Source organism: Pseudoalteromonas neustonica (genome assembly GCF_001653135.1).
Taxonomy (GTDB): domain Bacteria; phylum Pseudomonadota; class Gammaproteobacteria; order Enterobacterales; family Alteromonadaceae; genus Pseudoalteromonas; species Pseudoalteromonas neustonica.
Genome location: NZ_BDDS01000006.1, coordinates 187,803 through 214,135 on the forward strand (window position 1 = coordinate 187,803; position 26,333 = coordinate 214,135).

19 protein-coding genes and 5 tRNA genes are annotated in these 26,333 nt (G+C 39.8%); 5 read left to right on the forward strand and 19 right to left on the reverse strand.

Annotated elements, in window-relative coordinates; translation table 11 throughout:
- Positions 1–38: 38 nt before the first annotated feature.
- Positions 39–653 carry an OB-fold-containig protein gene (locus tag A7967_RS11060; RefSeq protein ID WP_054206750.1) on the reverse strand — a complete coding sequence of 205 codons (615 nt, stop codon included), beginning with the start codon at positions 651–653 and terminating at the stop codon, positions 39–41.
- Positions 654–1,161: 508 nt separating this feature from the next.
- On the opposite strand from A7967_RS11060, the gene A7967_RS11065 reads away from it, so the two are divergent.
- Complete coding sequence (locus A7967_RS11065) at positions 1,162–1,947, forward strand: putative porin (protein ID WP_054206749.1); 786 nt, start codon at positions 1,162–1,164, stop codon at positions 1,945–1,947.
- Between the two features lie 61 nt (positions 1,948–2,008).
- Here the strand turns inward: A7967_RS11065 and A7967_RS11070 are convergent, their stop codons facing one another.
- Entirely contained in the window at positions 2,009–3,499 is a 1,491-nt protein-coding gene (locus A7967_RS11070) for a dipeptidase (protein ID WP_054206748.1), read from the reverse strand.
- A 231-nt stretch (positions 3,500–3,730) separates the two neighbouring features.
- Between A7967_RS11070 and A7967_RS22120 the strand changes: the two genes are divergently transcribed.
- Positions 3,731–3,898 (forward strand): DUF2986 domain-containing protein, encoded by a 168-nt coding sequence (locus A7967_RS22120; RefSeq protein WP_064485885.1) that lies wholly within the window; start codon positions 3,731–3,733, stop codon positions 3,896–3,898.
- A gap of 210 nt (positions 3,899–4,108) precedes the next feature.
- On the opposite strand, the gene A7967_RS11075 is transcribed toward A7967_RS22120, so the two are convergent.
- Together A7967_RS11075 and A7967_RS11080 are read right to left on the reverse strand one after the other, a co-directional pair.
- Positions 4,109–4,768 (reverse strand): hypothetical protein, encoded by a 660-nt coding sequence (locus A7967_RS11075; protein ID WP_054206747.1) that lies wholly within the window; start codon positions 4,766–4,768, stop codon positions 4,109–4,111.
- A 318-nt stretch (positions 4,769–5,086) separates the two neighbouring features.
- Positions 5,087–7,249, reverse strand: coding sequence for a TonB-dependent receptor (locus tag A7967_RS11080; protein ID WP_064435697.1), 2,163 nt, complete (start codon positions 7,247–7,249; stop codon positions 5,087–5,089).
- Positions 7,250–7,679: 430 nt separating this feature from the next.
- On the opposite strand from A7967_RS11080, the gene A7967_RS11085 reads away from it, so the two are divergent.
- On the forward strand, positions 7,680–9,218 hold the full coding sequence (locus tag A7967_RS11085) for an FAD-binding oxidoreductase (RefSeq protein ID WP_064435698.1): 1,539 nt from the start codon (positions 7,680–7,682) through the stop codon (positions 9,216–9,218).
- A 379-nt stretch (positions 9,219–9,597) separates the two neighbouring features.
- On the opposite strand, the gene A7967_RS11090 is transcribed toward A7967_RS11085, so the two are convergent.
- Together A7967_RS11090 and A7967_RS11095 are read right to left on the reverse strand one after the other, a co-directional pair.
- Positions 9,598–10,314: a DUF1499 domain-containing protein gene (locus A7967_RS11090; RefSeq protein ID WP_054206744.1), complete on the reverse strand. Its 717-nt coding sequence runs from the start codon at positions 10,312–10,314 to the stop codon at positions 9,598–9,600.
- Positions 10,315–10,432: 118 nt separating this feature from the next.
- Entirely contained in the window at positions 10,433–11,299 is an 867-nt protein-coding gene (locus A7967_RS11095) for an MBL fold metallo-hydrolase (RefSeq protein WP_064435699.1), read from the reverse strand.
- Between the two features lie 102 nt (positions 11,300–11,401).
- Here A7967_RS11095 and A7967_RS11100 point away from each other — a divergent pair, with 102 nt between their 5' ends.
- Positions 11,402–12,289, forward strand: a complete 888-nt coding sequence (locus A7967_RS11100; RefSeq protein WP_054206742.1) for a LysR family transcriptional regulator — start codon at positions 11,402–11,404, stop codon at positions 12,287–12,289.
- A 6-nt stretch (positions 12,290–12,295) separates the two neighbouring features.
- Here A7967_RS11100 and A7967_RS11105 read toward each other — a convergent pair whose 3' ends face one another.
- The 13 genes from A7967_RS11105 to A7967_RS11160 form a co-directional block, all read right to left on the reverse strand.
- A complete protein-coding gene (locus A7967_RS11105; protein WP_054206741.1) occupies positions 12,296–12,493 on the reverse strand; it encodes a helix-turn-helix transcriptional regulator in 198 nt (65 codons plus the stop codon).
- Complete coding sequence (locus A7967_RS11110) at positions 12,490–12,924, reverse strand: hypothetical protein (RefSeq protein ID WP_054206740.1); 435 nt, start codon at positions 12,922–12,924, stop codon at positions 12,490–12,492. Before A7967_RS11110 ends, A7967_RS11105 begins: the two co-directional genes overlap by 4 nt.
- Positions 12,925–13,115: 191 nt before the next feature.
- Positions 13,116–14,003 carry a tetratricopeptide repeat protein gene (locus A7967_RS11115; RefSeq protein WP_054206739.1) on the reverse strand — a complete coding sequence of 296 codons (888 nt, stop codon included), beginning with the start codon at positions 14,001–14,003 and terminating at the stop codon, positions 13,116–13,118.
- Positions 14,004–14,327: 324 nt separating this feature from the next.
- On the reverse strand, positions 14,328–14,465 hold the full coding sequence (locus tag A7967_RS23110; RefSeq protein WP_167349699.1) for a hypothetical protein: 138 nt from the start codon (positions 14,463–14,465) through the stop codon (positions 14,328–14,330).
- 173 nt (positions 14,466–14,638) lie between these two features.
- Positions 14,639–15,991 carry a magnesium transporter gene (locus A7967_RS11120; RefSeq protein WP_054206738.1) on the reverse strand — a complete coding sequence of 451 codons (1,353 nt, stop codon included), beginning with the start codon at positions 15,989–15,991 and terminating at the stop codon, positions 14,639–14,641.
- 118 nt (positions 15,992–16,109) lie between these two features.
- A complete protein-coding gene (locus A7967_RS11125) occupies positions 16,110–19,193 on the reverse strand; it encodes an efflux RND transporter permease subunit (RefSeq protein WP_054206737.1) in 3,084 nt (1,027 codons plus the stop codon).
- Positions 19,190–20,491 (reverse strand): efflux RND transporter periplasmic adaptor subunit, encoded by a 1,302-nt coding sequence (locus tag A7967_RS11130; RefSeq protein ID WP_054206736.1) that lies wholly within the window; start codon positions 20,489–20,491, stop codon positions 19,190–19,192. Before A7967_RS11130 ends, A7967_RS11125 begins: the two co-directional genes overlap by 4 nt.
- Before the next feature lie 2 nt (positions 20,492–20,493).
- Positions 20,494–21,894: a TolC family protein gene (locus A7967_RS11135; protein ID WP_054206735.1), complete on the reverse strand. Its 1,401-nt coding sequence runs from the start codon at positions 21,892–21,894 to the stop codon at positions 20,494–20,496.
- Between the two features lie 671 nt (positions 21,895–22,565).
- A tRNA-Phe gene (locus tag A7967_RS11140) sits at positions 22,566–22,641 on the reverse strand.
- 52 nt (positions 22,642–22,693) lie between these two features.
- A tRNA-Thr gene (locus tag A7967_RS11145) sits at positions 22,694–22,769 on the reverse strand.
- Between the two features lie 59 nt (positions 22,770–22,828).
- Positions 22,829–22,904 (reverse strand) — tRNA-Phe (locus A7967_RS11150).
- Positions 22,905–22,956: 52 nt separating this feature from the next.
- Positions 22,957–23,032: transfer RNA gene (locus tag A7967_RS11155), tRNA-Thr, on the reverse strand.
- A 71-nt stretch (positions 23,033–23,103) separates the two neighbouring features.
- Positions 23,104–23,179 (reverse strand) — tRNA-Phe (locus A7967_RS11160).
- A gap of 357 nt (positions 23,180–23,536) precedes the next feature.
- Here A7967_RS11160 and A7967_RS11165 point away from each other — a divergent pair.
- Positions 23,537–26,314: a hybrid sensor histidine kinase/response regulator gene (locus tag A7967_RS11165; RefSeq protein ID WP_054205431.1), complete on the forward strand. Its 2,778-nt coding sequence runs from the start codon at positions 23,537–23,539 to the stop codon at positions 26,312–26,314.
- Positions 26,315–26,333: the final 19 nt, after the last annotated feature.

The following is a 26,333-nucleotide window of genomic DNA, read 5'->3' on the forward strand; positions in this document are numbered from 1 at the left end:
GATTTGTTATATGTTACTTATTCCTAAAACGCAGGAAATTACCAAGGCTTTGCGGCAATAATGTAACAATGTTGCTCTTTGAGGTGATCAAGCAACACAGCAGTGTCGCCTGAAGTAAAGGGTTCGTTATTTTCTGCTCTGACTTCGATTAATTGCTCAGTACCTTGAAATTGAACGCGTGCTTGACCAAATGTATTGGTTACTTTACCTGTAACAACAATACACTCTAAACCAAGTAAATCAGAACTTTGGGAGGTTTCTGCGCTAGTAAAAAAGCGCTGAAGTGGGCGTGAAATAATAGCCGCAACGGGAATGGCAACCACCAAACAGGTTACTAGCATCACCACACCTAAAATATAAAATAAAGTGCCATCACCAAGTAAATAAGCAAAAAACTTATGTGCGTAAATACTGATTAACCAACTAATCATCACAACAAGACTAACTGACACCGTGATAGGTATGCCACCAAAGCCCATATTCAGCCATGAACTGATGCCTGAGCTTTGCGATGCATCAGCGTCAATATCAGATTCAAACATATCAATATCAGCAAAGCCGATTAAAGTTATTGCCCAAAACAACACGACAACCAATAACAGCGCTGAAAAAATAACAGTGGGAAAGGTAAGAGCTAAGTTTAAAAATTCCATATAACTGCAGTCCATTTTTTAATTACAATACTTGCATATAACTTTTTATCATCTAGCGATGTATTTGTTAAGTTATTTATACCTATTATGGGTTTGAAATATAAACAATGTAAATAACTTTTGGCTACGAATACGCTAAATTAACTAACGCTGCCTAGGGCGTGTTGACCTTTCGTGATTGATTTTGCAGCAGTATGTTTGGTATTTAGGCAAGGCAGAGCCTATGTGGTGTGGTTGCTCCCCATAAATAGGCGATAACGCAGTATAAATGCCAAACATGCGCTGCCCAAAGGGTTCTTCCTAGGGGCGATTAACTCTTTGTTGCTCGATTTTTACTTAGCCCACTAGGTTACAAATCTCGCGCCGCGATTAAATCGCCCCTAGATTGAACAAATTTCAATCTACAAAGGTCAACACGCCCTAGTATTTCACTTCTATAATTAGCGATAAATGCATTACTTAACTTAGAATGCTGAAATACAAACTTCGCTATTCTAAAAGGATATTTATGCGCTACTTAATCCCACTGTCACTTTTTGCTTTATCATGCTCCCTGCCTGTTATTGCATCGGAGCCTAAAACCCATCAATGGTTTAATACCGCAACATATAACACCTTAAAAAATATAACTAACGATAATGACTCTGTCGCGCTTTCTAGCCATTACTATTTTGCACCGCAACAACATTCTGGCGTATGGGATGATTTTGGTTACTTAGACACTGATACTAACATTAAACTTGATTACTTTAATGATGATGACGCAGACAACTTTGGGCTGTTTGCTGAGGGCTTTTATAATAAATGGTTTGCAAGTGTTGAGCTTGCTGATTTAGGTGAAACCGACGACTATTCATTAGGCTTAGGGTATGTATTTGCACAGTCGCTCAAAGTGTCAGTTCGTTTAGCTGAGTTTAAAGCCGCCGATACGATTTATTGGTTTAAAGCTCAATACAATCATCAACTAAATGACACAGATTACCTTGGTTTTACGATTGAAACTGACGATGATATTGATACTTGGAATGCCTCTACACGTTATTTTCACCACCTTAGTCATGAGCGCTATTTAAGTGTTGATTTAGCTTATGAAGACAATGGTGTTGATTCTGTATTCTCTGGTATGGCTAATTATTATTTTAATCGCAATGTGGCTATTGGCGCGGGTGTTGCTGATTCACATCTGCAACTTGAAGCTAAATATTTTATAAATAGCCAATATTATTTTACGGCTCACTTTAGCAATGTTGAGGAAGGTGAACAATACGCAGCTAAATTTGTCGCACAGTTTTAATTAACGAACCTGAACGTGGTTAATTGCCGCTAATCAGCGGCAATTTATGGTATTTAAAGTATTACATATTTCCCAGTTCAATCATCATCGCGGTGTACATTTTTAAGTTTAACTTAAGCTGCTCTACAGTAATAAACTCATGCTCTGAATGGCCTGTGTAACGCTTTCCTGGCATTGATGGACCGAACGATACGGCATTATCAAATAGTTTTGCGTTTGTGCCACCACCAATCGATACAAAGCCCGCGTCTTTATCGCCAGTAAAGTGTTTAAATATATCAAGTAAAGCCTGAGCGTGTGGTGCGCTGTCGAGCAGCATTGGTTTACCAATCACGATATCAATATTACTCAACTTGGCTTTATTTACAGATTGCCAATTTGCCAAAGCGCTGTTTATTTGTGCGCGTAATACAGCTTCATCTTTACCAACTGGGCGACGCAAGTTCACTGCAAGTGTGAGTGCATTACCATCACGCTCAATCAGTGTTGGTGCCACCGTCATTGGTCCCATAAAGTTATGCTCATATGCTATATCACCAAAATCTTTACCGTGTATATCAAGGCCTATCAGCTGGTTAATAAAATGAATTGTTTGTGCATCGCTATTACTTTCAAGCTTAATGCCTTTAAAAAGTTCAGCTAAGTAGGCAATGGCATTCACACCCGACTCCGGCTCTGAAGAGTGTGCTGACATACCTTTAACGCTAATTAGTACTCCACTTTCTTGTTCGCTAAAGTTAAACTCTACAGCGTTTAGTGCACTCGCTGCATGTTTAAGCTTGCTAACTAATACTGTATCGGCATTATGTAATATAACACTGGCATCTTCCGGAATTTGGCTTTTAAATGCGCCACCTTTAAGTTCGCTTACATACGCGCTAGTTTGTGCCGATGTTGCATTAAAAGTAGGTTCAACCAAACTCCAGCCTTTTTCTGCCACAACTACAGGGTATGAGGCATCAATCGTCACCGCATACTTTGGTTGTGGGTAGGTCCTCATAAACTCTTCAAGGGGTCCCCAATCAGACTCTTCAGCTAAATAAATCATTAGCTCAATGCGATTATTAAGGTCAATGCCCTGATCTTTTATTGCTTTCATTGCATAAAGCGCTGTGGCAATAGCGCCTTTGTCATCCTCTGTACCGCGAGCAATCAATTTGCCTGGCTCTGAAGTACTGTCGATTTCAAACGGGCTTTTTTTCCATTTGCTGGCGTTAGCGGGTTGCACATCACCATGGGTGACTATCGTTACTTTTTCTGTTTGCTTGCCCATGCCAATTAAAACGGTGTAACCCAAATCTTGATAATCAAATCCCAGCGCTGCTGCTTTCATTTTTAATAGCGCTTTAAAACCAATAAAGTCTGGGTTGTCTGGTGTATTAATTCCGTTTTTATTGACTGTTGGAAAAGAAACCATATTTGCTAAAGTGTGAATTTGTGCATCTTGGTATGTGTTTACTGCGTACTGCGCAACCGCATCACTACGACTATCTATATTGGCGTGAGCAGTTGCAGCTAATAACGCCAAGCTTGCTAAAAAAAATTGTTTCAAAGCGAGATCCTATTAAATTGAAAGACCAAATTAGGTGACATCCAAGCCCAAGTGCAACTTTGAACTCTGCATCTTGAGGTGGTTTGGGTGATAAGTGTAACGCCGTTGATGATTTCGATGCTAGCTTTGTACCTATCGCTACAGATATTTTCTAATCGCATAATAATTCGATAGCTAATAGCGTTCATTGCGCTGTATAATATGCCACCATTTTTAAGGTGTGAGTGAGTTATGAATCGCAGAAAGAAGATAGTTACTAAATTTAATAGCAGGGACAAGCGCGCCAATGCAAAATTACATAAAAGTAATAAGCCCGCTTATGTCTCTAAAGCAGAACGTGAAAGATTAGCTTTACTTGCTGAAGAACAAGCAGACACTGTAGTAAGTGATGAAGCATAAAAATAAACACGCTTCATTCGTAAGTCTATAAAGGTCAATTCTCTGCCAGTTATCGTCTTTGAGTATAGAGATGTAGGGGCGATATTACATAAACAAGCGCAGGGAATTGACTGTAAGCAATTCCTGCACAATCATTACCGCCTCATTATCTTGTTTACTCGTGATTATTTAAATACGTCTCGTACACCAATAACAACCTCAGCGCATTAATCACTTTTTTTCTAACCATTTGTTCATTGCCTTATCGTAGGCGTCGGTTATTTTTGTTGTTGCGCAAGTGATACTCATAATGTAACTATCTGGTAGATCATTTTTTGGCATTACACCGGCTCCAATCGATACTTTTTTAAAGCACTTATCACCAAAGCGATAGGTGGTGAATTGCATGCTTTGCTTCTCAATTTTTAATGGGTCTATGTTGGCTATTTGATGCTCTTTTGGGACTGTGAGACGCTGTGGTTGTGCTGAGTTTTGTGACTGTTGAAATGTTGATGGAAACGTATTTTGCTGTTTTTTTAGAATACTTTTCAAACCTAGTTTGAGGTCTATTTTTTTGTAGCTATTAGTGTCCTCTAGTGCCTTTGGCGCTGCAGGTTTTAATGGCTTTACTTGTTTTTTAATTTTTATAATCGTGTTTTCAGCAGGAATAATAGGGTTTTCAATCTTTTTCGGTAGTGTGGCTTCTTCTCGCTGAATGCTGGGCGTTTCTATTACAGGCAATGGATTAGGTGGCGGCATACTAACTATGTATGCTTTGATGGGTGGCGTTTCTACAGCAACTAGCACTGGTGTTTTTACGGTCATTATAATTGAAAAAACAATGCCGTGGAGCAGTAATGAAATAATAAGAGGCCGGCGCCATGTTGTCACAATGTTTGTTCCCTAAACGATAATGCAATCTGACCATACAAGCTCTACAAAGTTCCTAATCATTTACACCTTGTTGTTATTTCCTAGATTCAATATTACGCTGATATTTTTGATTCAACTCAAGTTGCAGGACTTAAAGCCAAAATTGCTGTTAAGGTTACAATTATAAAACGAGAGTCGTACTTTTAGCTGTATTAAGTTTAGTGATGAGTTAAGTTTAGTGATGAGTTAAGTTTAGTGATGAGTTAAGTTTAGTGATGAGTTGATGTAAAAAGGCCAAATAGTTTGGCCTTTAAAGCTTAGTTACCTTTTTATTTACTAAAACGCATAACTCATCCCTAAATTAACTGAGCGCCCTTGCCCTGCTAGTTGATTAAAGCCCACGGTCATGTCTTTTTTGTATTGAGCAATACTCACCCCACCCAGTGGCAGCTGATAGTATTCATCAAGTAAATTAGTGACTGCCAACTTAACCGTCAGCTTGTCCCATGTTGCTTTGGTTTCTATGTTAAGTAAGCTATAGCTATCGGTTTTATTTTCAAAGCGGCGCGCGTCAACCCGCGTTTTACTATCAACCCATTCCCAACTTAAAGCACTTTGCCATTTACCTACTTGTTGCTCAATAGCTATTTTGCTATGCAATGGCATTATTTGATATAACGACTCATCGCTGTCATCACGTTCACCATGTGTTGCTGTAACTCCTGCTTTTAACAACCATAACCCTGCGTGTTTACTTTCAAAAATACGCAGCGCCGCATCAACCTTTACGCCGTACAATGTCGCGTCAATGTTTGAAAACTTTAAAATATTACGCTTAGTTGAGGCCATATCTGTACGGTTAAAGCTATCAACCACTGTGCCGTCAATATAATCATCTACTTTGCTGCGCCAAGCATTCGTTGTTATTTGCCATGATTCATCGGCTGCTGATTTAGTATAACTTGCACTTAATGTGTAGGCAGTTTCGGCTTCTAAGTCAGGGTTGCCTATATAGCCATTGCCGTCACCAAACCAGCCGATCATACTGGTTGACATTGTACTAACCCCCCAACTGTAACGCTCATATAAATTAGGCGCACGGTTTTTACGTGCTAGGCCAAGTTGTAATTCATCGTTTGCACCAACTTGGTAACGCAGCAATAAGCTGGCATCAACTAATGTATCAGTACGTTTGCGATCAAGGGCATTAAATTCTGCCGCGGCTGTCTCATTACTTTTTCCCATTGCATGCATCCCCTCCATGGATGGCATATTCTCCATATTTTCATGCATACCACCGCCCATCTTTGTCTCAGTGTAACCTTGTACTTCTCCTGCGTTTGTTGTTACATGCTCAATACGCGCACCAGCTGATACCCACCACTTTTTATTTAGCTGTTTTTGTAACTCAGCAAAGCCAGTAATACGATCGCGCTTACCGTCGTTTATATTCACATAGTCATTTGGTCCCATCATCATTGAGCCTTGTACTGCTGGCCACCAATCATCAATGCGATACCCATAGTATTCTTGACCTAGCAACAACTGAGTATCTGCATCAAAGTCCAAACGCCAGTTAAGTTGATAGCTAATATCTTGCGCGTCCGTATTCATTGGCATCATGCCGGTTTTTTCTGGGGTAAAAAATCCCATTTTATGTTTCACATCATTAAAATTAACCTGAGCCTGAAACTCACCACGGTCAATTATGCGACTATATTGCGAGATAAAACCGTAACTGGTGTTATCGGTCATATCCATATATTGATTTGCAAAGCCCTGAAACGGTATCTTTTGATGCGTTAGTTTAATTACAAACTGCTGTTTTTCATCACGAATCGCGCCTGTTAATGCATGATTTTGAACGCGATATAGCGTATCAAGTACTAAGTCGCCACGACCATCGTCATAACTATCAGCATCCTCAAATGCGCCTTGATAACTTAATGTAAAGCTATCGCTGGCCAAGCGTGCGCCTACACCCACGGCTTTTGCATGATTAATACTACGATACTGGGCTGATACATACCCTGAGTGCCAATCAAGCTCTGCTACTTCGCTGTACTGTGGTGCAATTGAATTCACTTTAATCACACCCGCTATATTATCGCCACCAGCACTTACCGGTGAGATCCCTGCAATAACACTATACGACGATACTTGATTCGCTGATATGTAAGACAAAGGCGGATTCATTTGATTGCCGCAAGCTGCTGTAATATCAGCGCCATCTACAATGACTTTTACGCGATCACCCATCATGCCATTTAAAATTGGTAGGCTAGATACGCCTCCAGCCGCAGAAAAATTAACACCGAGTTCACTTAACAACTGCTCAGCTGAACCTAGCATTTCGTGCTTATTGGGGTTTTGCCCGTGCACTTCAATAACTTCGATTGATTCATCGGCGATGGCAAAAGGCGAAAGTAACATTACGATGCTCAATGCAACAGGTGAAAGTACACATTGCGAGTTAGAAAGTGAAAAGTGACTGTTCATTTTATTCTTTAATTACAACAGGTTTAAGATGCCTAAAGTATATACTCTGGTGAATACACTGAACACGCGACAAATTGTCGCACCTCTATACCCAAACCACCTCAAGATGTGAGTTTCAGTTGGAATTAAAAGCGATTTAGGCAATCAATTCCTTATAAAAGTAACGCAGTATAAATCGCTTTTAAACCAACCCTTTGGGCGTTTCACAGGCACTTACTCTCATCGTTGTTACTTCTTAAAAGGGATGGCCATTGTTGCAAAGTAACGCCTTGATATTAAGCCCCTGTGAAACGCTGAATTCTGCATTTTGAGATGACTTGGGTATATTAACATTCGATATCTAACGTGAGTATTTTTCATCGTCCTGCAAGGTGATTTTTTTTACATTTGAGGTACAGTTAATACACTAAAAAATAATAATAGGTTTCACATGGATCGTCGTCAGTTTATGGGGTTTTCAGCCGCCTCTTTTTTCTTAACCGCCTGTGGTGGTTCGTCAAACTCAAAGCAAGCACCTGTTATTGGTATTCAACCCGTTACGCCTCCTGTTGAGAGCGTACTGACAAAAAGCCAATGGGAGGAGTTAAAAAGCAGCCTTGATGGACAGTTAATTTTGCCCACAGATAACAGCACATACCCAACCGCACGATTGGTGTTTAATACTCGCTACGATCATATTTACCCACAAGCTATTGCCCACTGTGCTAATGAACAGGATGTGATCACCGCTTTGTCATTTACCAAGCAACACTCTATGCATGTTACCCCTCGCTGCGGGAGCCATAGCTACATAGGTAACTCAACAACCCAAGGGTTAGTGATTGATGTAACCCCTATGGACTCCATTTCTATAACTGCAAACACTGCAACAATTGGTGCTGGCGCTCGACTTGCAGATGTTTACGATAAACTCACCGAGAATAATGTTGCCGTTGCACTTGGCAGCTGTTTAAGTGTAGGTATCGCAGGCCTTACGCTTGGTGGTGGATTTGGCGTTGTTGGTCGTGCTTATGGGTTAACATGCGATAGTTTAATTGCCGTTGATATTATTAGTGCGCAAGGTGAAAAGTTAACCTGTGATAAAAACCAGCATAGCGATTTATTTTGGGCACTGCGCGGAGGTGGCGGCGGGAATTTTGGTGTCGTGACTTCATTTACGTTTAAAACCCACGCAACCAGTGACATTACCGTTTTTGAAGCAAACTTTTCATTCGCTGATTTTGAGAAAGTGATGGCAAGTTGGCAGGCATTACCTGATCTTTGGCCTGATGAAATGTGGGGGCAATGCTTACCTGATTGGAGTAATGGCACCTCCAGAGTCAATGTTCGTGCATTTTGCGTAAATTCTGCCACAGACGCAACACCATATTGGCAAGACTTTATGCACAGCATTAATGCAACGCCAAGCTCTGACACTGTAACCACCGCACCCTATCGAGACGTCATGTTAGGTACTTGTAGCGCGTCAGCGACCGCTTGCCACTTAGCGACACAGTTTGAGGGCGGTAGAATGTCACGCAGTGCTTTTGCAGCCAGTTCTGATTTTTTTGATAAAGAAATACCACCCGCAGGCATTAATACGCTTAAAGAATATATTGAGAAAAGCATCCTTGAAGGTAACCGAGGGATGATTATCTTTAACCTTATGGGAGGTAAAATAAGCCAGTTTGAGCCAAATGAAACCGCATTTGTCCATCGTAATGCCCGCGTAAGTGCTGAGTATTATACCGCTCTGCCACTTTCAGCGTCAGACAATACAATTGATGCAGCTCAAAAATGGGAGAATAGTTTTCGCCAAATTATGTCGCCGTGGAGCTCTGGCGGCGCATACGTTAATTACTTAGACCCTCTCATAAATGATCCGCAGTCAGCCTATTTTGGTGAGAACTTACTTAAATTAAAGCAAGTAAAGCTGCAATATGATCCAAATTGGTTATTTAAATCATCGCAAGGCATAGCACCAGCTTAAGTAGCCTAAACTCTGGTTAGGATGTGTTGACCTTTCGTGATTCATTTTGCAGCAGTCTATTTGGTATTTAGGCAAGGCAGCGCCTATGCTATGGTCTGTGGTTGATCCCCATAAATAGGCGATAACGCAGTATAAATTACAAACATGCGCTGCCCGAAGGGTTTTTCCTAGGGGTGATTAACTCTTTGTTACCTACACGGATCTAAATAAGGGGCATGAGCAGGACGCGGAAGTTTTGCTCAATTTTTATTGAATCACAACATACAAACCTCGCGCCGCGATTAAATCGCCCCTAGATTGAACAAATTTCAATCCACAAAGGTCAACACGCCCTAATTAACAAAGCCCCTTTAGGGGCATTGTTAAATTCTAAAAGCGATTAAATAGCGCTTAAACTTTGATTAATTTGCTTTATAAAATCGTTTATTCGTTGCGCATTTTTACCTAAATCACTTTTACCTACTCGTGATTTACTACGAATATCAACAAGTGTTACTGTTTCTAATGACTTAATTCGAATAACCACATCATCTTTAAAACCAAACCAAGCAGTAGTGTCAGTCGCTTCAATAATACCTTGCGACGCATCCGCATTAACTAGCTCCCAACCTAACTGATTAACCACTTCTTTTGCGGCAATGAAAACATCATTTTTACTATTAGCGTACTTAAGCGTTACTAATTCAGGGTATGCTTTTAACTGTGCGGCGGCTGTTTCTGCCCCGCTGTATTCTATCGGATTTGGTGCATCAGCACGTAACTCAGCAATTTTAACAAATGGAGGCGGGGCTACTACATCTGTTGAAATGTCATGAATGGGTGGCACACTTTTCGCTTTGTTCATCAAGCTTAAAGGCAGCGCTATAGCTATCACAGCAAAAATAGCGCTAATACCAGCCATTGGCCAATGTGTATTTTTACGCATAAAAATGAGTTGAACAATCAATAAAATTAAGGCTGCAGCTCCTGCATATACCCCAAAGCGGATGCCTGTAAATGCAGTGCCAAGCTCAACAATCCCCCACTTATATAATGGCCCCGGTAAAACCACTAATAAAATGGCTAACAGGGATACTATTCCCACTAACTTTTTCATCTATTCAACTCCGTCTTATTGTTTTTGATAATGGTCTTTATACCATTATTCGATATTTTTGCACAAAGAGCACAATACCCTCTTTTGCACATAAAAGATCACTTTAACAAGACTCAAATTACCAAGGCATTTCGCCCATATGTACTTTCGCACCTAACTCTAAACTTGAAGTATCTTTAAAGTGTGGATAAAGCGCCGCCATTTTTGCGATCAACTCACTGCTATTTGTACTTTGTGTTTTGGCTTTGATGAACGCTTTAATGTAATCAATTGTAAAATCAATTGCACTGTCATCTAATGCTGTGCCGGCTTCCATATGACCAGGTATTACCATTAGTGGTTGCAGTGCCTTCATTTGATTAAGTTGCTCTAGCCATGCATTTACACTACCTGGTGTTTGCGTGTCTGCCATCCAAACATGGTGTCCCGCAGAAATCGCGACATTACCTAAAATTGTTTTAGTTTCGGGGATCCAAAGGTAAGGCCGATGCGCAAGTACCCCATCGTGTATTTTTATTTCAATGATATGCTGATCCACACTAATTTTAGTGCCTTTAAATATCGCGGGTATAATCGGTTTTACTGGCGCATTCAAGCCCATTTTTGGCCCCCAAAACGCAACTTTTTTATCTCGTTTCTCCGCGATTACCTCTCCAACTGCCGGTGTTGTAATAATTTGCGCATTTGGGAATAACTCATGCAATACTTCCGCCCCAAAATAATAATCTGGATCAGCTTGGCTTATAAAAATGGTCGTTAATTGCTTACCTGAATCATATACTTTTGCTGCAATTCTTAGTGCATCTGCTTTTGTAAACCCCGTATCTACAACAACCGCTTCTGTGTCTGAATAAAGCACAGTTGCGTTTACAGTAAAGCTATTACTATCAGCGTTATAAACATCCAGTTTTAATGACGATTCCTGTGCCGCATTCGTGTGGTAACTTGTAAATAACAACGATGCGATTAAAAGTATTTTTTTCATTTCAATTCCAATAATTATTTCGATGTGAGAATAATAAAGGATTGATTAACTCAGATATACGCACAATACTAAGCATCATTATTTCAAAAATAGAGCTAATTGATGGATAGGTTAATCGCTGCAAAAGTATTTATAGATGTTGCCCACTCAGGTAGTTTTTCAGCTACAGCTGATCGCTTGAATATGTCGCGCGCGATGGTAAGCCGTTATATAGAAACTATGGAAAATTGGCTCAAAACACGCTTATTACACCGTACAACTCGCAAGGTTTCATTAACGACTGCGGGCGAAGCCTATTTAATAAACATCCAACAGTGGCTTGAACAAGGTGAGCATCTTAGTACAATCGCACTGCCTAAAGCTGCATTGTCAGGCACTATTCGCGTTGCAACCAGCGTATCTTTTAGCCAATCACAGCTTATACCTGCAATAAAACCTTTTATACAACAAAACCCACTGATCAACATTGAACTTGACTTGAGTGACGTCGCTGCGAATCTCACTGAAAAACAAATTGATTTAGCAATTAGAATTGCCGCAAACCCCGATCCATCATTAATAGGTAAGCCCATTGGCGTTTGCAAGTCAGCGATTGTCGCCTCAGTTGATTACATTCATAATAACGCTGATATCAATCAACCTAACGACTTAGTCAATCATGATTATTTAGCGCACAAACACTTTGCAAACCATATCTTACATTTACGTAAAAAAGAAATGTTTGAGTCAATTAGTTTAAACAGTCGTCTTTGTGCTAATGAAGCAACCTCATTACTAAGTGCGGTATTAAATGGATTTGGAGTAACGGTTTTACCAACCTATTTAGTAAATAGTTATATTGCGCGTGGCGAATTAAAACATATACTGCCAGATTGGCAACCTGATGAACTAAATATTTATGCCCTGTATAGCTCTCGAAAGCATTTATCACCGGCTATCAGGGCACTTATTGATCACTTAGATAATTACTTTAAAACAACTCCTTGGTGATCGTTTTTAGTATTCCTCATCTTCAAAAATATCCTCAATTTTTAAATTGAATAATCGAGCAGCCTTAAATGCTAAAGGTAAGCTAGGATCAAATTTGCCTTTTTCAATTGCATTAATAGTTTGCCTTGAAACATCGAGTAATTCAGCTAATTTGGCTTGTGTGTAGTTACGCTCAGCCCGCAGTACTTTCAGACGATTTTTCATTCACCTTCCTCGCCACAGCCTAACTGTTTATGCATAAAAAGTGTTGTGAAAAAATACGTAAGGCCCATAAAAATCACTAAATGAGATATATCAGCTGTGAAAGGAATTAAAGCGCTATTATCAAGTGATGAATACGCTAAGCCAACGATTAAAGTAGCGCCGAGTGTAATTGCCATCGCATTGAGTTGCAGTCGTTGCTGCATTTCATCTAACCCTTGTAAATGACGCTTATTAGCTAAAATCATCATCAAACCAACGGCTAAATTAATAACCACAGCAATAACACTTAAAATTATATTTCCTTCCCAGAGTAAGTTTGGCCCAAATGATACAAATGCTAATGAAAGCATCCAAAATAATGTCCATTTAGCTAAAGATGCCGTGTTCATTTTATTACGCTGGTTGAGCGTAAGGTGTGTTTGTTTAGACATATGAACCTCTATCAAGTTAAAGTAAAGTTTACTTGACTATATTTGTGTAAAAACAGCACAAAGTCAAGCTTACTTTACAAAAAGATTGGTTTTGATGACTTTAAAATTTTAATTTAGACACGACTTTGCTCTATACCATATTGGTAAATTCAAACGGAGGAAAATGGTATTTGAGAGGTAAGTATTTACTGCTATTTAATTTTAACGTTTGATAATGCGCTATCTAACTTAGTGTAAAGTGCCAAATGGCCTGCTTTTAGACCTTGTTTGTTTACTTGTTTTAAATTCTTAGCGGCTAGAGCTAAACTGCCCATTTGCATATGAGTCTCAGCTAACCGTAATAAATATATTGGATAATGAACATTACTTTCTTTACCGTCCATATAAGATAATGACGCGAGGTAATAATTTATTGCAAGTTCATATTTACCTGCAAGCTGATAAGTCCGCGCGAGGTTTCCTTGCGCAATAATTATTTTAGTTTGATGGTCGCTATTACTTATCCAATCTAACGCTAGCTTTCTAAATTTGGCTGCTTTGTTAAAATCTCCCCATGCATGTAAAACATTTGCCTTATTTGAATTTAGCTCAAAATTAAAAATAGCATCACGACTTTTGCTGTATCGATTACCCACACTAAGTAATATTTGATAAGCGAGCTCTTTATTACCAAATACATAGTGCAAATTTGCCAGCTCAACTAACCGTAAGGGATTTTCGAATGCTTGATACATGTCTTCTAGTTTAGCTATCGCTTTATCTGCATAAACTTGCGCTAATTCATTATTATCAGAGCCATTGAGCGCTTTTGCATAGTAAAAGTAGAGTTGTGATTTAAATACCGATGGTAAGCTTTCGTCATCAATAAGCGGCTCGATTTGCTTAATTATTTGATTGTAATTTAACGTATCGTAGAAATAATCTAACTGATAAGATTTTAATTTATACCAATTTGTAGACTTTGGTTGTGCTTGTAATAAGTTGTTTGATATTAACTCTAAACAATTTTCAGCTGCTTGGTTTAGGCAGTATTGCTCGTGATCGCTAAAGTGCTCAGATGAATAGGCTGGCTTGGGCATAATACACATAAAAAAAGCAACAGTAATGCAAGTCTTTATCATTGGTTCTAAAAAAGTACTTAATACAGAAAAAGTGATACATCAATTAAAGCATATTTGCATAAAATTATTAACAAATATTACTGAATAATTAATCTACTAAAACTAATTATCAGCGGTAAAATTTTAACTTACACTGTTGTGGTGAGTTTTATATTGGAAGGTGACAAACGTAAAAGGCTGGCAATTACGGCGATTAAACCGCAACTGCCCAAGCATCTAAAGTATATTGATTTATATACCCTCACTAATGCTAGGTTAGCATCAGTATTGCTTGCATGGTAATTAAGCTACTTTTTTAAGTGCTTTTTTTAGCTTACCAATTTTAGATTTTTGCTTTGCTACTTTTTCTTTACGCGCATTGATTTCTTTTTTAATTGATTTAACTTCTTTATTTACTGCTTTAGCTTCTTTCTTAGACATGAATGTCTCCTTTTTAATTATATAACTCGTCATTGCGAGAGAGGCACTTTATGATAAAAAAGAACTAGATGATACACGCCAACCAGTTCTTCACGAAAGATTCACACAACAGAAATAAAAATGAAATCAATTAGCTGCAAGTAAATAACTAAAACATTTCGCATTCAAAAGTACTAAAGTAACAATAAACTACCTAAGCCTAAGAAAGTCACAAAACCGACAATATCAGTCACTGTTGTTAAAATAACCGAACCAGATAAAGCGGGATCGATTTTCATCTTATCCAGAATCGACGGGATCACAACGCCAGACACAGAAGCTGCTATTAAGTTAAGCAAAATAGCCACGGTAATGGTAATGCTAAGCATCACGTCTGCAAACCATAAATAAGTAAGCAAGCCAATAACCACAGCCCAAACACAACCATTTACAGCACCAACTCTAAGCTCTTTTTTAAGCAGTGCTTTTCGGTTTGAATCTGTCACCTGCCCCAGCGCTAGGCCCCGCACGATTACGGTTAAAGTTTGGCTACCGGCAATTCCGCCCATGGAGGCGACAACTGGCATCAATACAGCTAACGCTACAACTTGCTCTATTGTCGCGCCAAATAAACCAATAAACCATGATGCTAAAAATGCAGTAGCTAAATTTATACCTAACCAAATGCCACGGTTTTTAGCACTTTTACGAACACTGGCAAACAGGTCTTCGTCTTCGCGTAAACCACCAGCTTTTGCAGCGGCTTCATCGGTTACTTCTTGGCGTAACCCATACGCTGAGGTAACTTTTAATCGCCCCAGCAATTTATTATCGACATTTACAACCGGCATCGCCATTTTTTCGCTGTGGATCACCACTTCTGCCGCTTCATATAAGTCATCGTCTGCATGCAGCGAAGTGACATCATGATTGGCAAAACTCAATAACGAATCGGAATCTTGTGCTTTGAGTAGCGCATTTACTGACACCTCGCCAATCAATGTACCTTTACGACTTACTAAATAAATAACCTCTGTATATTGAGGCAGGCCCTTTTGCAGAATTTTTTTCGCCCCGCCTACGGTTAATTTTTCCGATACTTTTAAGGAATCAAAATCAAGCCAATGGCCCAATTGTTCTGGTGAATATTGTTGCGCTAATTCATACTGTCTTGTTTGTACTTCATCTAATTGGCGACGAGCATATTCAACAAAACGCTCAGGGATCACTTCCTCAAGCTCAAGCAGCTCTTCAACACTTACTTCATCAAGTAACTTAAAACCGTCTGCTTCATCAAGGCTCTGTAACAACCAACGACAACTATCTGCACCTAAGTTTATAAATATTTCGTGCTGAGTGTCTTCATCAAGTAATTGCCAAATATCAAGACGCTGCTCTTTTGGTAACGCCTCAAATAATAACGATAAATGTTCGGTTGAGAGAATTTCTTTAGCATCAGCTAAGAGCTTGTTTTTACGCTCTGTGGTATCACACTGTAAAAGCTCATCGATAAGCTGGGGAAGTTGATCTACTGGATACTCAATCATTATGAGACCTTGAAATTAAATGCTTTGTATCCAGTTTACCTTAGCTGAAAAAAATAGTTGAAAAAAATGCCTGCAGATCTTAAAAATCTGCAAGCATTTAAAGTTATCAACTTAACAACTACTTAAACCAGCCTTGCACTCGTTCCATCAATAGGTAATTAACAGGCACTAATAACAAAGTGATAAAGGTTGCAAAAATTATCCCAAAGCCAAGGCTGACTGCCATTGGGATTAAAAACTGCGCTTGGGTGGCTTTTTCAAACAATAGCGGCATTAAACCTATAAAGGTCGTTAAACTCGTTAACATAACAGGACGAAAACGCGATGCACCCGCCATTTTTACAGCTTCCAGTAATTCGCCGCCTTCACTGCGCTTTTTATTAATAAAATCAACTAATACCAGCGAGTCATTGACCACAACTCCGATCAAAGCCAGCATCCCTAGCAAACTCATAATAGTTAGATCCATGCCCATGATCCAATGCCCTACAACAGCGCCTATCATGCCAAATGGGATCACACTCATTACTATAAGAGGCTGTAAGTAAGATTTGAATGGAATCGCTAATAATCCATAAATAATAAAGAATACAAACACCAGCGCCCATGCAAGCGAGCCAAAGGATTCTCGCTGCTCTTTTGCTTCTCCTTCGAGAGAGTGACTAACACCTGGGTATTGTTGTACTAATTCATCCAGAAACACTTTTAAGTCAGCTTGAAGCACCGTCATATTAGTGTTGTTTTTTTCGATATCAGCAGTCACGTTCAATGTACGGTAACGGTCGATACGGTTAATCGTCGATGGACTTTGCCCCGGAACTAACGTTGCCACATGTGATAACGGTACTGTGCCACCGGTTGGCGTATTAATAAGAATATCTTTTAAATCAGCCACTGAGCGACGCTCATCAATGGGTAAGCGCACCATAACTCGTACATCATCACGACCACGCTGAATACGCTGTGCCTGCGCACCAAAAAATGAATTACGCACTTGCTGTGATACATCAACACGATTTAAACCCAGCGCTAAGCCCTGCTCTGTTAGCTCAATTTGTAGCTCTTCTTTACCATCGGACATGCTATCAGCAATATCAAACACCGTTGGGTAAGTCGCTAAACGCGTTTTAACATGCTCGGCCACTTCTTGTAGCGTTGATAGTGAAGTTGCTGTGAGCTGAACATCAATTGGATCAGAACTACGGCCGATTTCAGCCCTAAAGGTTAAGCTCTCAGCACCTGGGATCACACCAATTAGTTCACGCCATTCGCTGGCAAGCTCTCGCGAGCCAATATCTGAATCGCGCTTTTCAGCAGGGGTTATTTCAAAACGTACACTGCCTGAGTTAGAAGCTCCGCCACGTCCACCAGTCGTTGCTAAAATATTTAAAATAACGCTTTCGCCACTATCTTTATCACGATACTTGTCTTGTAATTGACGAGCCTTATCAGACATATCAATCACGTACTTATTAGTTACTTCAAATGGAGTGCCTGTAGGCAATGTTAAATTAACGCGTACCGTTTCACTTGGTATGCGTGGGAAAAAGATAAACTTAGTCCAACCACTGGTGATCATGGTTAAAATAATCAAAAAAATCCCAACAAATAAACTTACCGTGGCAAGTTTATGGCGTAGAGCCAGATTTAATAACGGTTGATAATACTTTAAAATTGCAAGCTCAAACCCGTCAGCAAAACGCTGTTGGAATTTATCAAATTTAGAGGGCTCGCCTTTTTCGTGGCGCAGTTTTATATATTTTAAATGGGCGGGTAGTACAAATTTAGACTCAATCAGTGAGAATAATAATACCGGGATCACCACCACAGGAATTTGAGCAAACAGCGCGCCTCGGCCACCTTCAATAAACGCCAGCGGTAAAAATGCAGCAACGGTGGTTAATACACCGAACGTGACTGGGGTTGCTACTTCTTGAGTACCAAGAATGGCGGCCTGCTCTCCTGATTCTGCGGTTTTCAGGTGAGTATAGACATTCTCACCGGTAACAATGGCATCATCAACAACGATCCCTAACACCAAGATAAAGCCAAATAAGCTCATAATATTGAGCGTTACACCAAATAATGGCATGGCTAAAAATGCGCCCATAAATGACACGGGTATGCCAATGAATACCCAAAAAGCGATAGCAGGTCGTAAAAATAGCGTCAATAATGCCAGTACCAAAATACCGCCTTGCAACGCATTGGTGGTTAGTGTGGCAATACGGCTTTTAACCAGCTCGGAGTCATCATCCCAGTAACTTAAATCAAACCCTTGTGGTAATTTATTTTGCTGACCTTCGATGTATTCTTTTACTTCATCGGCAACCGTAATAGCGCTTTGTGGGCCAATGCGATAGACATCGATAAAAGCCGCTTGCTTACCGTTAAAACGTGTACGTACAGGAGTTTCTTCAAAATCATCGCTGATAGTTGCAATGTCACCTAAGCGAATAATTGTGCCATCCTTTTGATTTTTAACAGCAATACGAGCAAACTCATCTTTACGATATGCCTGCCCTTTAGAGCGAATAAGCACATCGCCCCCTTCTGTTTTTAAATTTCCTGCAGAGATGTCAGTACTTGAATTTGATATCGCCCGTGAAATATCACTGAGACTCAAACTATATTGGCGCAGTGTATCTTGGCTTACTTCAATGGCCAGCTCATAATCGCGTACGCCACTGAGTTCAACTTGAGTCACACTGGGTAGACGCAGTAATTGATCGCGAACCTGCTCAGCGTATTCTCGCGTTTCTTTTTCACCGTAATCACTGGAAACAGTAACGGCAATAACTTCTCGCTTACGCTGAGCTAAAGCGACGACTGGTTTTTCAGCGTCAGCAGGAAAAGTATTAATTGCATCAACTCGGCTTTTTATATCAGCCAATAGCTCTCGAGGATCGTAGCCACTATCAACTTCAATGCTCACTGAAGCTGAACCTTCAGACGAACGACTTGAGATTTGTTTAATACCCTCTAAGTCTTGTACTGATTCCTCAATACGGATTGTTACCCCTTGTTCAACGTCTTCTGGGGTTGAGCCTCGTAAAGAGACACTAACGCTAATACGGTCCGTTTCAAATGAGGGAAAAACCTCTAATGGTATTTGTGTGGTAAGGCTAAATAAACCTGCAAAAACAATGCTAATGAGCAATAAGTTTGCTGCAACATGGTTTTTAGTAAACCAAGCTATCATGCCTTATCTCCTTGCAGACGTGCTGCTTTGCGCTTTTGTATAAGTTCTTCTACGGTGATCCCTTGTTTTTTGGCCATCGCTTCTAGCTGCTCACGCGAGGGTCTTTTACGGGCAGGTTTCTCGCTTTCTTTTTCATCTTCACTAATGACTTTAACGCCAGTGCCTGAGCTAACTTGCCCAAGCGGTGTAAGCACCAACTTATCACCACTTTTTAAACCCTCGGCAATAATTGCTTGCGTAGCATTTTGCCACGCTAAACGAATATTTTTACGCTGTAGTACACCTTGCTCAACAATATAAACATACGTGCCTTGATAAATGGCACTGTTTGGAATAACTAATACATCAGCAACTAATTTGCCGCTGATTTGCGCTTTAATATATTGACCAATTTTAATAGGGTATTGATTTTGAGTCGTTGCTTTATAAGGATCGTTAATTTGCGCAACAACATAAAGTTGCTGTGCATTTTCGTCAATTGCGCCCTCAGTCCTGGCAACTTGTCCTTGCCATTTTTGTACGCCAACTAAGTTAGAGCTAAATTCAACGACTGAGCCACTAGCGCTGCTCATGCCATCTCTAAATTGCTCTGGTAAATCAATAAAAGGTAAGTCTTTATTTTTAATTGGTAGACGTATCTCAACACTGTCGATGGCATAGATAGTCGCTAATTGTGTGTTGTTACTCACGACCTGACCAAGATCCACATTGCGGCTTAACACACGCCCTGCATAAGGGGCTGTTATTTTAGTGCGCTCTAAATTTAAGTTCGCTTTTTCAAGTTGTGCTTGCGCTGAAAGCACTTGTGCTTTAGCTGCTGCTAGTTGTGGTTCGCGTAGCACTAAATTACTTGCTTGTTCGCCATTACCTAAACGCTGCCAGTCAACGATAGCTTGACGACTGCGTGCTTGCTCTTCTTGAAAGCCTTGCTGTGCTGTTAGCAAGTTGGCTTGGGCTGATTTTACTTCTGCTCGGTGATCTCTATCATCAAGTTGTAAAAGTACATCGCCTTTTTCAAAAAAACCACCTTCCCTAAATTGTTCGCTACTATCGATGATTTGCCCTGATGCTTGCGCCACTAAAATACTTTGTGTACGCGGTTTTACAGTCCCAAAGCTATCGATCATCACTTGATACTGCTGAGGCTGTAACGCTTGCACTGTGACGCTAATTTTAGCTTTAGGTGGTGAACCAAAGCGCTTTGCCTCTGGTGGATTTGAGCCAATAAACATCACTAACAAGGCCGTAGCTGCGATTATGGCCGCAGGGATAATAATTTTGGTTTTTTTGATATTCATAATTATTGCTCAGTTGATTCGTTGGTTGGCTGTGAAAAATCGCCACCAAGGGCAATATGGAGATTAATTCGGTTTATGATTAGTTGATTCTTAATTTCAATCACGGAGCTTTGCGCGTCAAAAGAACGGTCTTGCGCATCAAGCACTGTGGTATAAGTTACTAAACCATTTTGATATTGTTCAAAAGAAAGTTGCTCAGCTGCAATCGCATTTTCTTGCGCTTTAAGCGTAGCTAAGTAACGTATTTGCAAAGATTGCTCTTGCGAAATAGCCGTTTCAACCTCGTTAAATGCATCATATAAGCTCGCTAGGTATACTTGCTCTTGGCGTAACATAGATAAACGCGCCGCTTCTTCATTAGCACTGAGCCTACCTGCATCAAAAAGCGGCATAGAAATACTGCCTACTAATGACCATGCTAAACTTGATGGCGAAAACAAATCACTCACCCGCGCAGTGCTATCCCCTAAAGTAGCGCTAAGGTCTAAACTTGGAAAACGCTGTTTATGGGCATAGGCTAAACTGGCGTCTGTACTTAATAACTGATACCAGCTAGCCATCAAGCTCGGCTTACGCGTTATCAGCTCTGAAGGTAAACCTAAAGGGATAGATTTATTTAATAAAGGTAAATCAGCCTCAACACTTAATGCACCGCTTGGGTAATTCCCTGTTAAGCGCTCTAAGGTGCGAATTGCTTGACTGAGTGTTGCTTGTTGACCCGCAATACGAGAACGTTCCGTATTGAGTTCGTTACGCGTTAAATAAACATCAAGTGCATCATTTAAACCTTGACGATAACCCGACTCAATAATCGCTAGATTTTGCTCAGCGTTTTTTTCTCGTTGTTGATACAACGCCAATAATTTTTGTGCCGCTATAACATTAAACCAACTACTGACAACATCGCCGACTAAACGCTGCTTAGCTTGTTCAAAACTTGCTTGCTGCGCTAAAAAATCCAGATTTGCCTGACGCTGTGCATCTGAAAGTTTGCCCCATAAATCAACTTCATAACTAAGCGTTAAGTTTGCCGAACTCGCATTGTTATAGCTAACAGGGCGATTATCTTTACTTCGACTGGTACGCATAGATAAATCTAAGCTCGGCCACAAAGCCGCGCCCGATGCAATTAATTGCTGTTGTTTAATTGCAACGTCATACCCTGATTGCAAAATTTGCTGGTTATTTACAAGCGCTTGCTCAACTAATGCAAATACGTGCGGATGTTCTAGTTGCTGAAGCCAATTATCTTCAACCTTTAATGCTGAAGCCTTGGCTTGTTGCCATTGCTCAGGGGTATTTGCTATATCCTGCTCTCGCTCAGTAGGGTTAAACTGATTGCTGCATGCACTGAGTAGCAAAACACTAACCGCCACTAAACTCGGCTTAAATTGCCAAATCATATAAAAACCTGAATTACTTCTATTTATGAGTGTAATTCAAGCACTGCCAGTGAGATAGCTCAACTGACTTTACATAACATTACACAAATAAAACAAAGGTCACGATAAATCGCAGGTTTTGGGGGTTGAACTGGGGGTAAAAGAAATAGAGTTTATCTAAGGCCCATAAAAAGCCTCTGTTACTTGTAAGCACGGACTTACGAGGAACTTTCAAAGATTAAAAATTCACACCACTGAGATGTCAAAATTGATGGTATTTTCTTGCCAACCACTCGTTAGCGTATGCAAAAAAAAAGCCCTGTATAAACAGGGCTTTAATATAAATGGTACCTCGACCCGGCAAAAAATTGTCTGGAACAATTTTTAACATCCGAAGGATGGCCCGTAGGGCAAAATACAGGGATGTATTTTGTAATCGAACGTAGTTCGAGGCCGCTACCGAGCTTACATAAATTTCAGATACAAAAAAGCCCCGCAAATGCAGGGCTTAATATAAATGGTGCACTGAGGCGGCAAAAAATTGTCTGGAACAATTTTTAACATCCGAAGGATGGCCCGTAGGGCAAAATACAAGGATGTATTTTGTAATCGAACGTAGTTCGAGGCCGCCACCGAGATTACATAAATTTTAGATACAAAAAAGCCCCGCAAATGCAGGGCTTTAATATAAATGGTGCCTCGACGCGGAATCGAACCACGGACACGAGGATTTTCAATCCTCTGCTCTACCGACTGAGCTATCGAGGCACATTAACTGTGCAAGTTAATTGTAAAAAATCTACATTTAACCTTTTATAAATGGTGCCGACTAACCGAGTCGAACGGTTGACCTACTGATTACAAGTCAGTTGCTCTACCAGCTGAGCTAAGTCGGCACACAAAACTGTGTGCTAAGGCACTTTATCAATTTTAAAGATTGATAACTTTTAATAAATGGTGCCTCGACGCGGAATCGAACCACGGACACGAGGATTTTCAATCCTCTGCTCTACCGACTGAGCTATCGAGGCACATTAACTGTGCAAGTTAATTGTAAAAAATCTACATTTAACCTTTTATAAATGGTGCCGACTAACCGAGTCGAACGGTTGACCTACTGATTACAAGTCAGTTGCTCTACCAGCTGAGCTAAGTCGGCACACAAAACTGTGTGCTAAGGCACGCATAATAATGTTTAATCAATTGATTTAAACACTATTACTTAAATAATGGTGCCCAGACGCGGAATCGAACCACGGACACGAGGATTTTCAATCCTCTGCTCTACCGACTGAGCTATCTGGGCAATTTCAGTTTTAATAGAAAACCATAAAGGATTTTCAATACATTCCCACTTAACTCTACTGACTGAGCTATCTGGGCGTGCGGCGTATTAAACTGGTTTTGCCCTTTTAAGTCAACTTTTTTTTTATTCTTTATAGTTGCTTGCACGGTTTTTCAACAAACTGTTTAATAAATGCAATAAACGCTGCTTTTTAAGACAACCAATTTAGCATTTCACTCAAGCTCTATAGTAATTTAATCTCTTTATGTATAACAAGACTAAAAACGTAGTGAATTATTCCGAGTAAATGATAGGATTGATTTAAGTACACAAGCAGCTGTTTAGATTGCGGTTGATAATAGACAAGTTGGATAATAAATGCAGAGTAAATTTTCTTCTCCTGTGAAAGGCTTATTGCCTCTTTTTTTAATAATAAACCTAGCGGTAACAGCACTCGCGGTTGTTGCTTATTCATTTTACCCAAGCCAGCAATTCGATATTAAAGCAACTAAAGATACGCCAAGCTTAATTGTATTGGCCGAGCAATTGAATGCACCTTTAGTTGATGCCCTGACCAGACCCGGGCAAGATAATGTAAAGCAGTTACTTGATTTAAGCTCTATCCTTAATAACGAGTTTGATTATTACCTCTATCGATATTCACCAACTCAACCACTGCAGCTAGTCTTTGCTAGTAATAAGGACAAGATTGAACCAATCAAGCTTCAACAGCATAAAGTTCAACAAGGGATCCTTCATCACCTGCTAAGCTTAAATGATCAGCCTGTTGGAGAATTAATTATAAGACAAAAAATCAGTTCGCCCTCTCTTTTACCACAACACTCAATTGAGTTGGCTATAGCTTTAGCCATAGCTGCTTTTATTTGTCTATTTTTGTTAGCTTTATTTTTCAATGTGTATATCAATACACGGATCCGTAAAAGCAGTGATTTACTTGCTAATGAGTTAGAGGGCATTACCAAATCAGGTAACTATAAAAGTAGTGTAAATGAGCAGCTTGATCTGGGCCTTAATATTGTGGCTAAAAATATCAACCACCTACTTGAGCAAGTACAAAACGCAATAAATAATAATGACGTCGCACAGCAAGATTTACATAAGCTACAAAGTAGCCTAGAAACTGAGGTTCATAACCGTACTTTAGCCCTTGAAAAAGCGAGTCAAAGAGCTGAACAAGCCAGTGAAGCAAAAACCACGTTTTTAGCGACTATGAGCCACGAAATACGCACACCAATGAATGGTGTTATTGGTACAATTGATTTACTACGCCAAACAGAGCTCGATGGCGCACAACATCGTCTAAGTACAATAATACGTGAATCTGCATTTTCTTTATTAGGTATTCTTGATGACATCCTCGACTTCTCAAAAATTGAAGCCGGAAAATTAAATATCGACCCAATCCCATTTTCAGTATCCGATACTATTGAAGAAGTGGCTCGTGTTTTATCATCAATTGCCAAAAAACGTCAATTAGAGCTAGAGCTCGCTATTGCCCCTGATATTCCAATTAACCTAATTGGTGACACAGTGCGTGTTCGCCAAGTACTTTATAATTTATGTAGTAATGCAATTAAGTTTACCAGTACCGATGATAAACGCTTAGGACATGTGCGTATTGCCGTAGAGGTAGCACAAAATACAGCTGACCACTTTACTCTACGCTTTAGTGTTAGCGACAATGGTAAAGGCATGAATCAAGCGCAACTGCGTGAAATATTTAATCCCTTCATTCAAGCTGAGGGGTCTATTACTCGCGAATATGGCGGCACGGGTTTAGGCTTATCTATCTGTAAAAGTTTAACTGAATTAATGTTGGGATCTATTGAGGTTACCAGTGATATAGGTATCGGTAGTGATTTTGTTGTTGAGCTACCATTTAGCACTGAGAACACCATAAAGTATGCCCACAAAAACACACTAAAAGACCACCGCGTAGTACTTGTTACTGACCACCCGACTCGACAGCAAACACTTAATCGTTACCTATCCTTTATGGGCGCTAAAACAATCGTCACACAAAGTCCACAACAGATAGAGGAACATCAAGATAGTCACGGGGTGATTTGGGTACTTGATGGTATAGACTCAATGGACGATATAAATTACCTGTTACGCCGATTACTTTATACGCTAGAGGATAATAACCAACAAGTGGTTGTGCTAAGCAAGTTAGACGAAGCTGCAATAAACCATAAAAACATTTTTTACCTAAATGCTGCGCCTTTATGTAAATCAAACTTTATGATGTCTCTGCTAGTTGCTGCTGGTTTACACACGCCTAGACAAGTAAAGCCAGTTAAAACACTAAATAATTACTTGAATGTTGAACAAGCCAGAGAAGAAAATAAACTCGTATTGCTTGTTGAAGACAATATTTTAAATCAACAGGTATTAACCGATCAGTTGCATTTACTTGGTTATGGGGTTGAAGTCGCTGATAATGGTGAGCAAGGTTTAAAAATGTGGCAAACAGGTCGTTACCCACTTATTTTAACTGATTTGCATATGCCAAAAATGTCTGGTTACGACATGGTAGAAAAAATACGTGATGAAGCCGCTCTTTTAGAAGATATAAACGCTCAGCCTTATGTTATTGCGGTAACTGCAAATGCATTAAAAGGCGAGAAAGAGCGCTGTTTAAATGCCGGTATTAATGATTTTATAACAAAACCCATTGAGCTCAATACCCTTGAAGCAACACTTGAGCAATGGAGTGTAAAAAGCAAACAAGGGCCATTGCCAGACGCTATAAGCAAACCTGTTACACCGATTAATATGGATGTACTTGCTAAATATATTAATAACGATGAGGCAAAACAAATTCGTTTTTTCAAAATGTATTTAGAGCAAAGCCATATATTAACAAAAGATATCAATACGGCCATTATGACAAATGACTTTGAAAGCATTGTTGAGGCATGCCATCAGCTAAAGTCTATATCTAAAACTATTGGCGCTGAAAAAATTGCAGAGTTAGCTGAAGAGTTTGAAAGCCATGCTAAAGAACAAGATTTAACTAGTGATCAACTAATTGAGCAACGCGATAACCTAGAAATTGAATACTCGAAAGTGGCAATGTTTCTAAAAGAACAAGTGCGAAATGCCGAAAAACAAGATGAACTCAACGAATGAGTTAATTGAGTTAAATAAA

What these genes read in the sequence shown, in the direction of transcription:
- A7967_RS11105 (WP_054206741.1), bottom strand. Translation starts at nt 12,493, where the DNA reads ATGAAAAATCGTCTGAAAGTACTGCGGGCTGAGCGTAACTACACACAA.
- A7967_RS11090 (WP_054206744.1), bottom strand. Translation starts at nt 10,314, where the DNA reads ATGAAAAAGTTAGTGGGAATAGTATCCCTGTTAGCCATTTTATTAGTG.
- A7967_RS11120 (WP_054206738.1), bottom strand. Translation starts at nt 15,991, where the DNA reads ATGATTGAGTATCCAGTAGATCAACTTCCCCAGCTTATCGATGAGCTT.
- A7967_RS11085 (WP_064435698.1), top strand. Translation starts at nt 7,680, where the DNA reads ATGGATCGTCGTCAGTTTATGGGGTTTTCAGCCGCCTCTTTTTTCTTA.
- A7967_RS11115 (WP_054206739.1), bottom strand. Translation starts at nt 14,003, where the DNA reads ATGCCCAAGCCAGCCTATTCATCTGAGCACTTTAGCGATCACGAGCAA.
- A7967_RS11095 (WP_064435699.1), bottom strand. Translation starts at nt 11,299, where the DNA reads ATGAAAAAAATACTTTTAATCGCATCGTTGTTATTTACAAGTTACCAC.
- A7967_RS11065 (WP_054206749.1), top strand. Translation starts at nt 1,162, where the DNA reads ATGCGCTACTTAATCCCACTGTCACTTTTTGCTTTATCATGCTCCCTG.
- A7967_RS11165 (WP_054205431.1), top strand. Translation starts at nt 23,537, where the DNA reads ATGCAGAGTAAATTTTCTTCTCCTGTGAAAGGCTTATTGCCTCTTTTT.
- A7967_RS11080 (WP_064435697.1), bottom strand. Translation starts at nt 7,249, where the DNA reads ATGAACAGTCACTTTTCACTTTCTAACTCGCAATGTGTACTTTCACCT.
- A7967_RS11130 (WP_054206736.1), bottom strand. Translation starts at nt 20,491, where the DNA reads ATGAATATCAAAAAAACCAAAATTATTATCCCTGCGGCCATAATCGCA.
- A7967_RS11110 (WP_054206740.1), bottom strand. Translation starts at nt 12,924, where the DNA reads ATGTCTAAACAAACACACCTTACGCTCAACCAGCGTAATAAAATGAAC.
- A7967_RS22120 (WP_064485885.1), top strand. Translation starts at nt 3,731, where the DNA reads ATGAATCGCAGAAAGAAGATAGTTACTAAATTTAATAGCAGGGACAAG.
- A7967_RS23110 (WP_167349699.1), bottom strand. Translation starts at nt 14,465, where the DNA reads ATGTCTAAGAAAGAAGCTAAAGCAGTAAATAAAGAAGTTAAATCAATT.
- A7967_RS11060 (WP_054206750.1), bottom strand. Translation starts at nt 653, where the DNA reads ATGGAATTTTTAAACTTAGCTCTTACCTTTCCCACTGTTATTTTTTCA.
- A7967_RS11125 (WP_054206737.1), bottom strand. Translation starts at nt 19,193, where the DNA reads ATGATAGCTTGGTTTACTAAAAACCATGTTGCAGCAAACTTATTGCTC.
- A7967_RS11100 (WP_054206742.1), top strand. Translation starts at nt 11,402, where the DNA reads ATGGATAGGTTAATCGCTGCAAAAGTATTTATAGATGTTGCCCACTCA.
- A7967_RS11135 (WP_054206735.1), bottom strand. Translation starts at nt 21,894, where the DNA reads ATGATTTGGCAATTTAAGCCGAGTTTAGTGGCGGTTAGTGTTTTGCTA.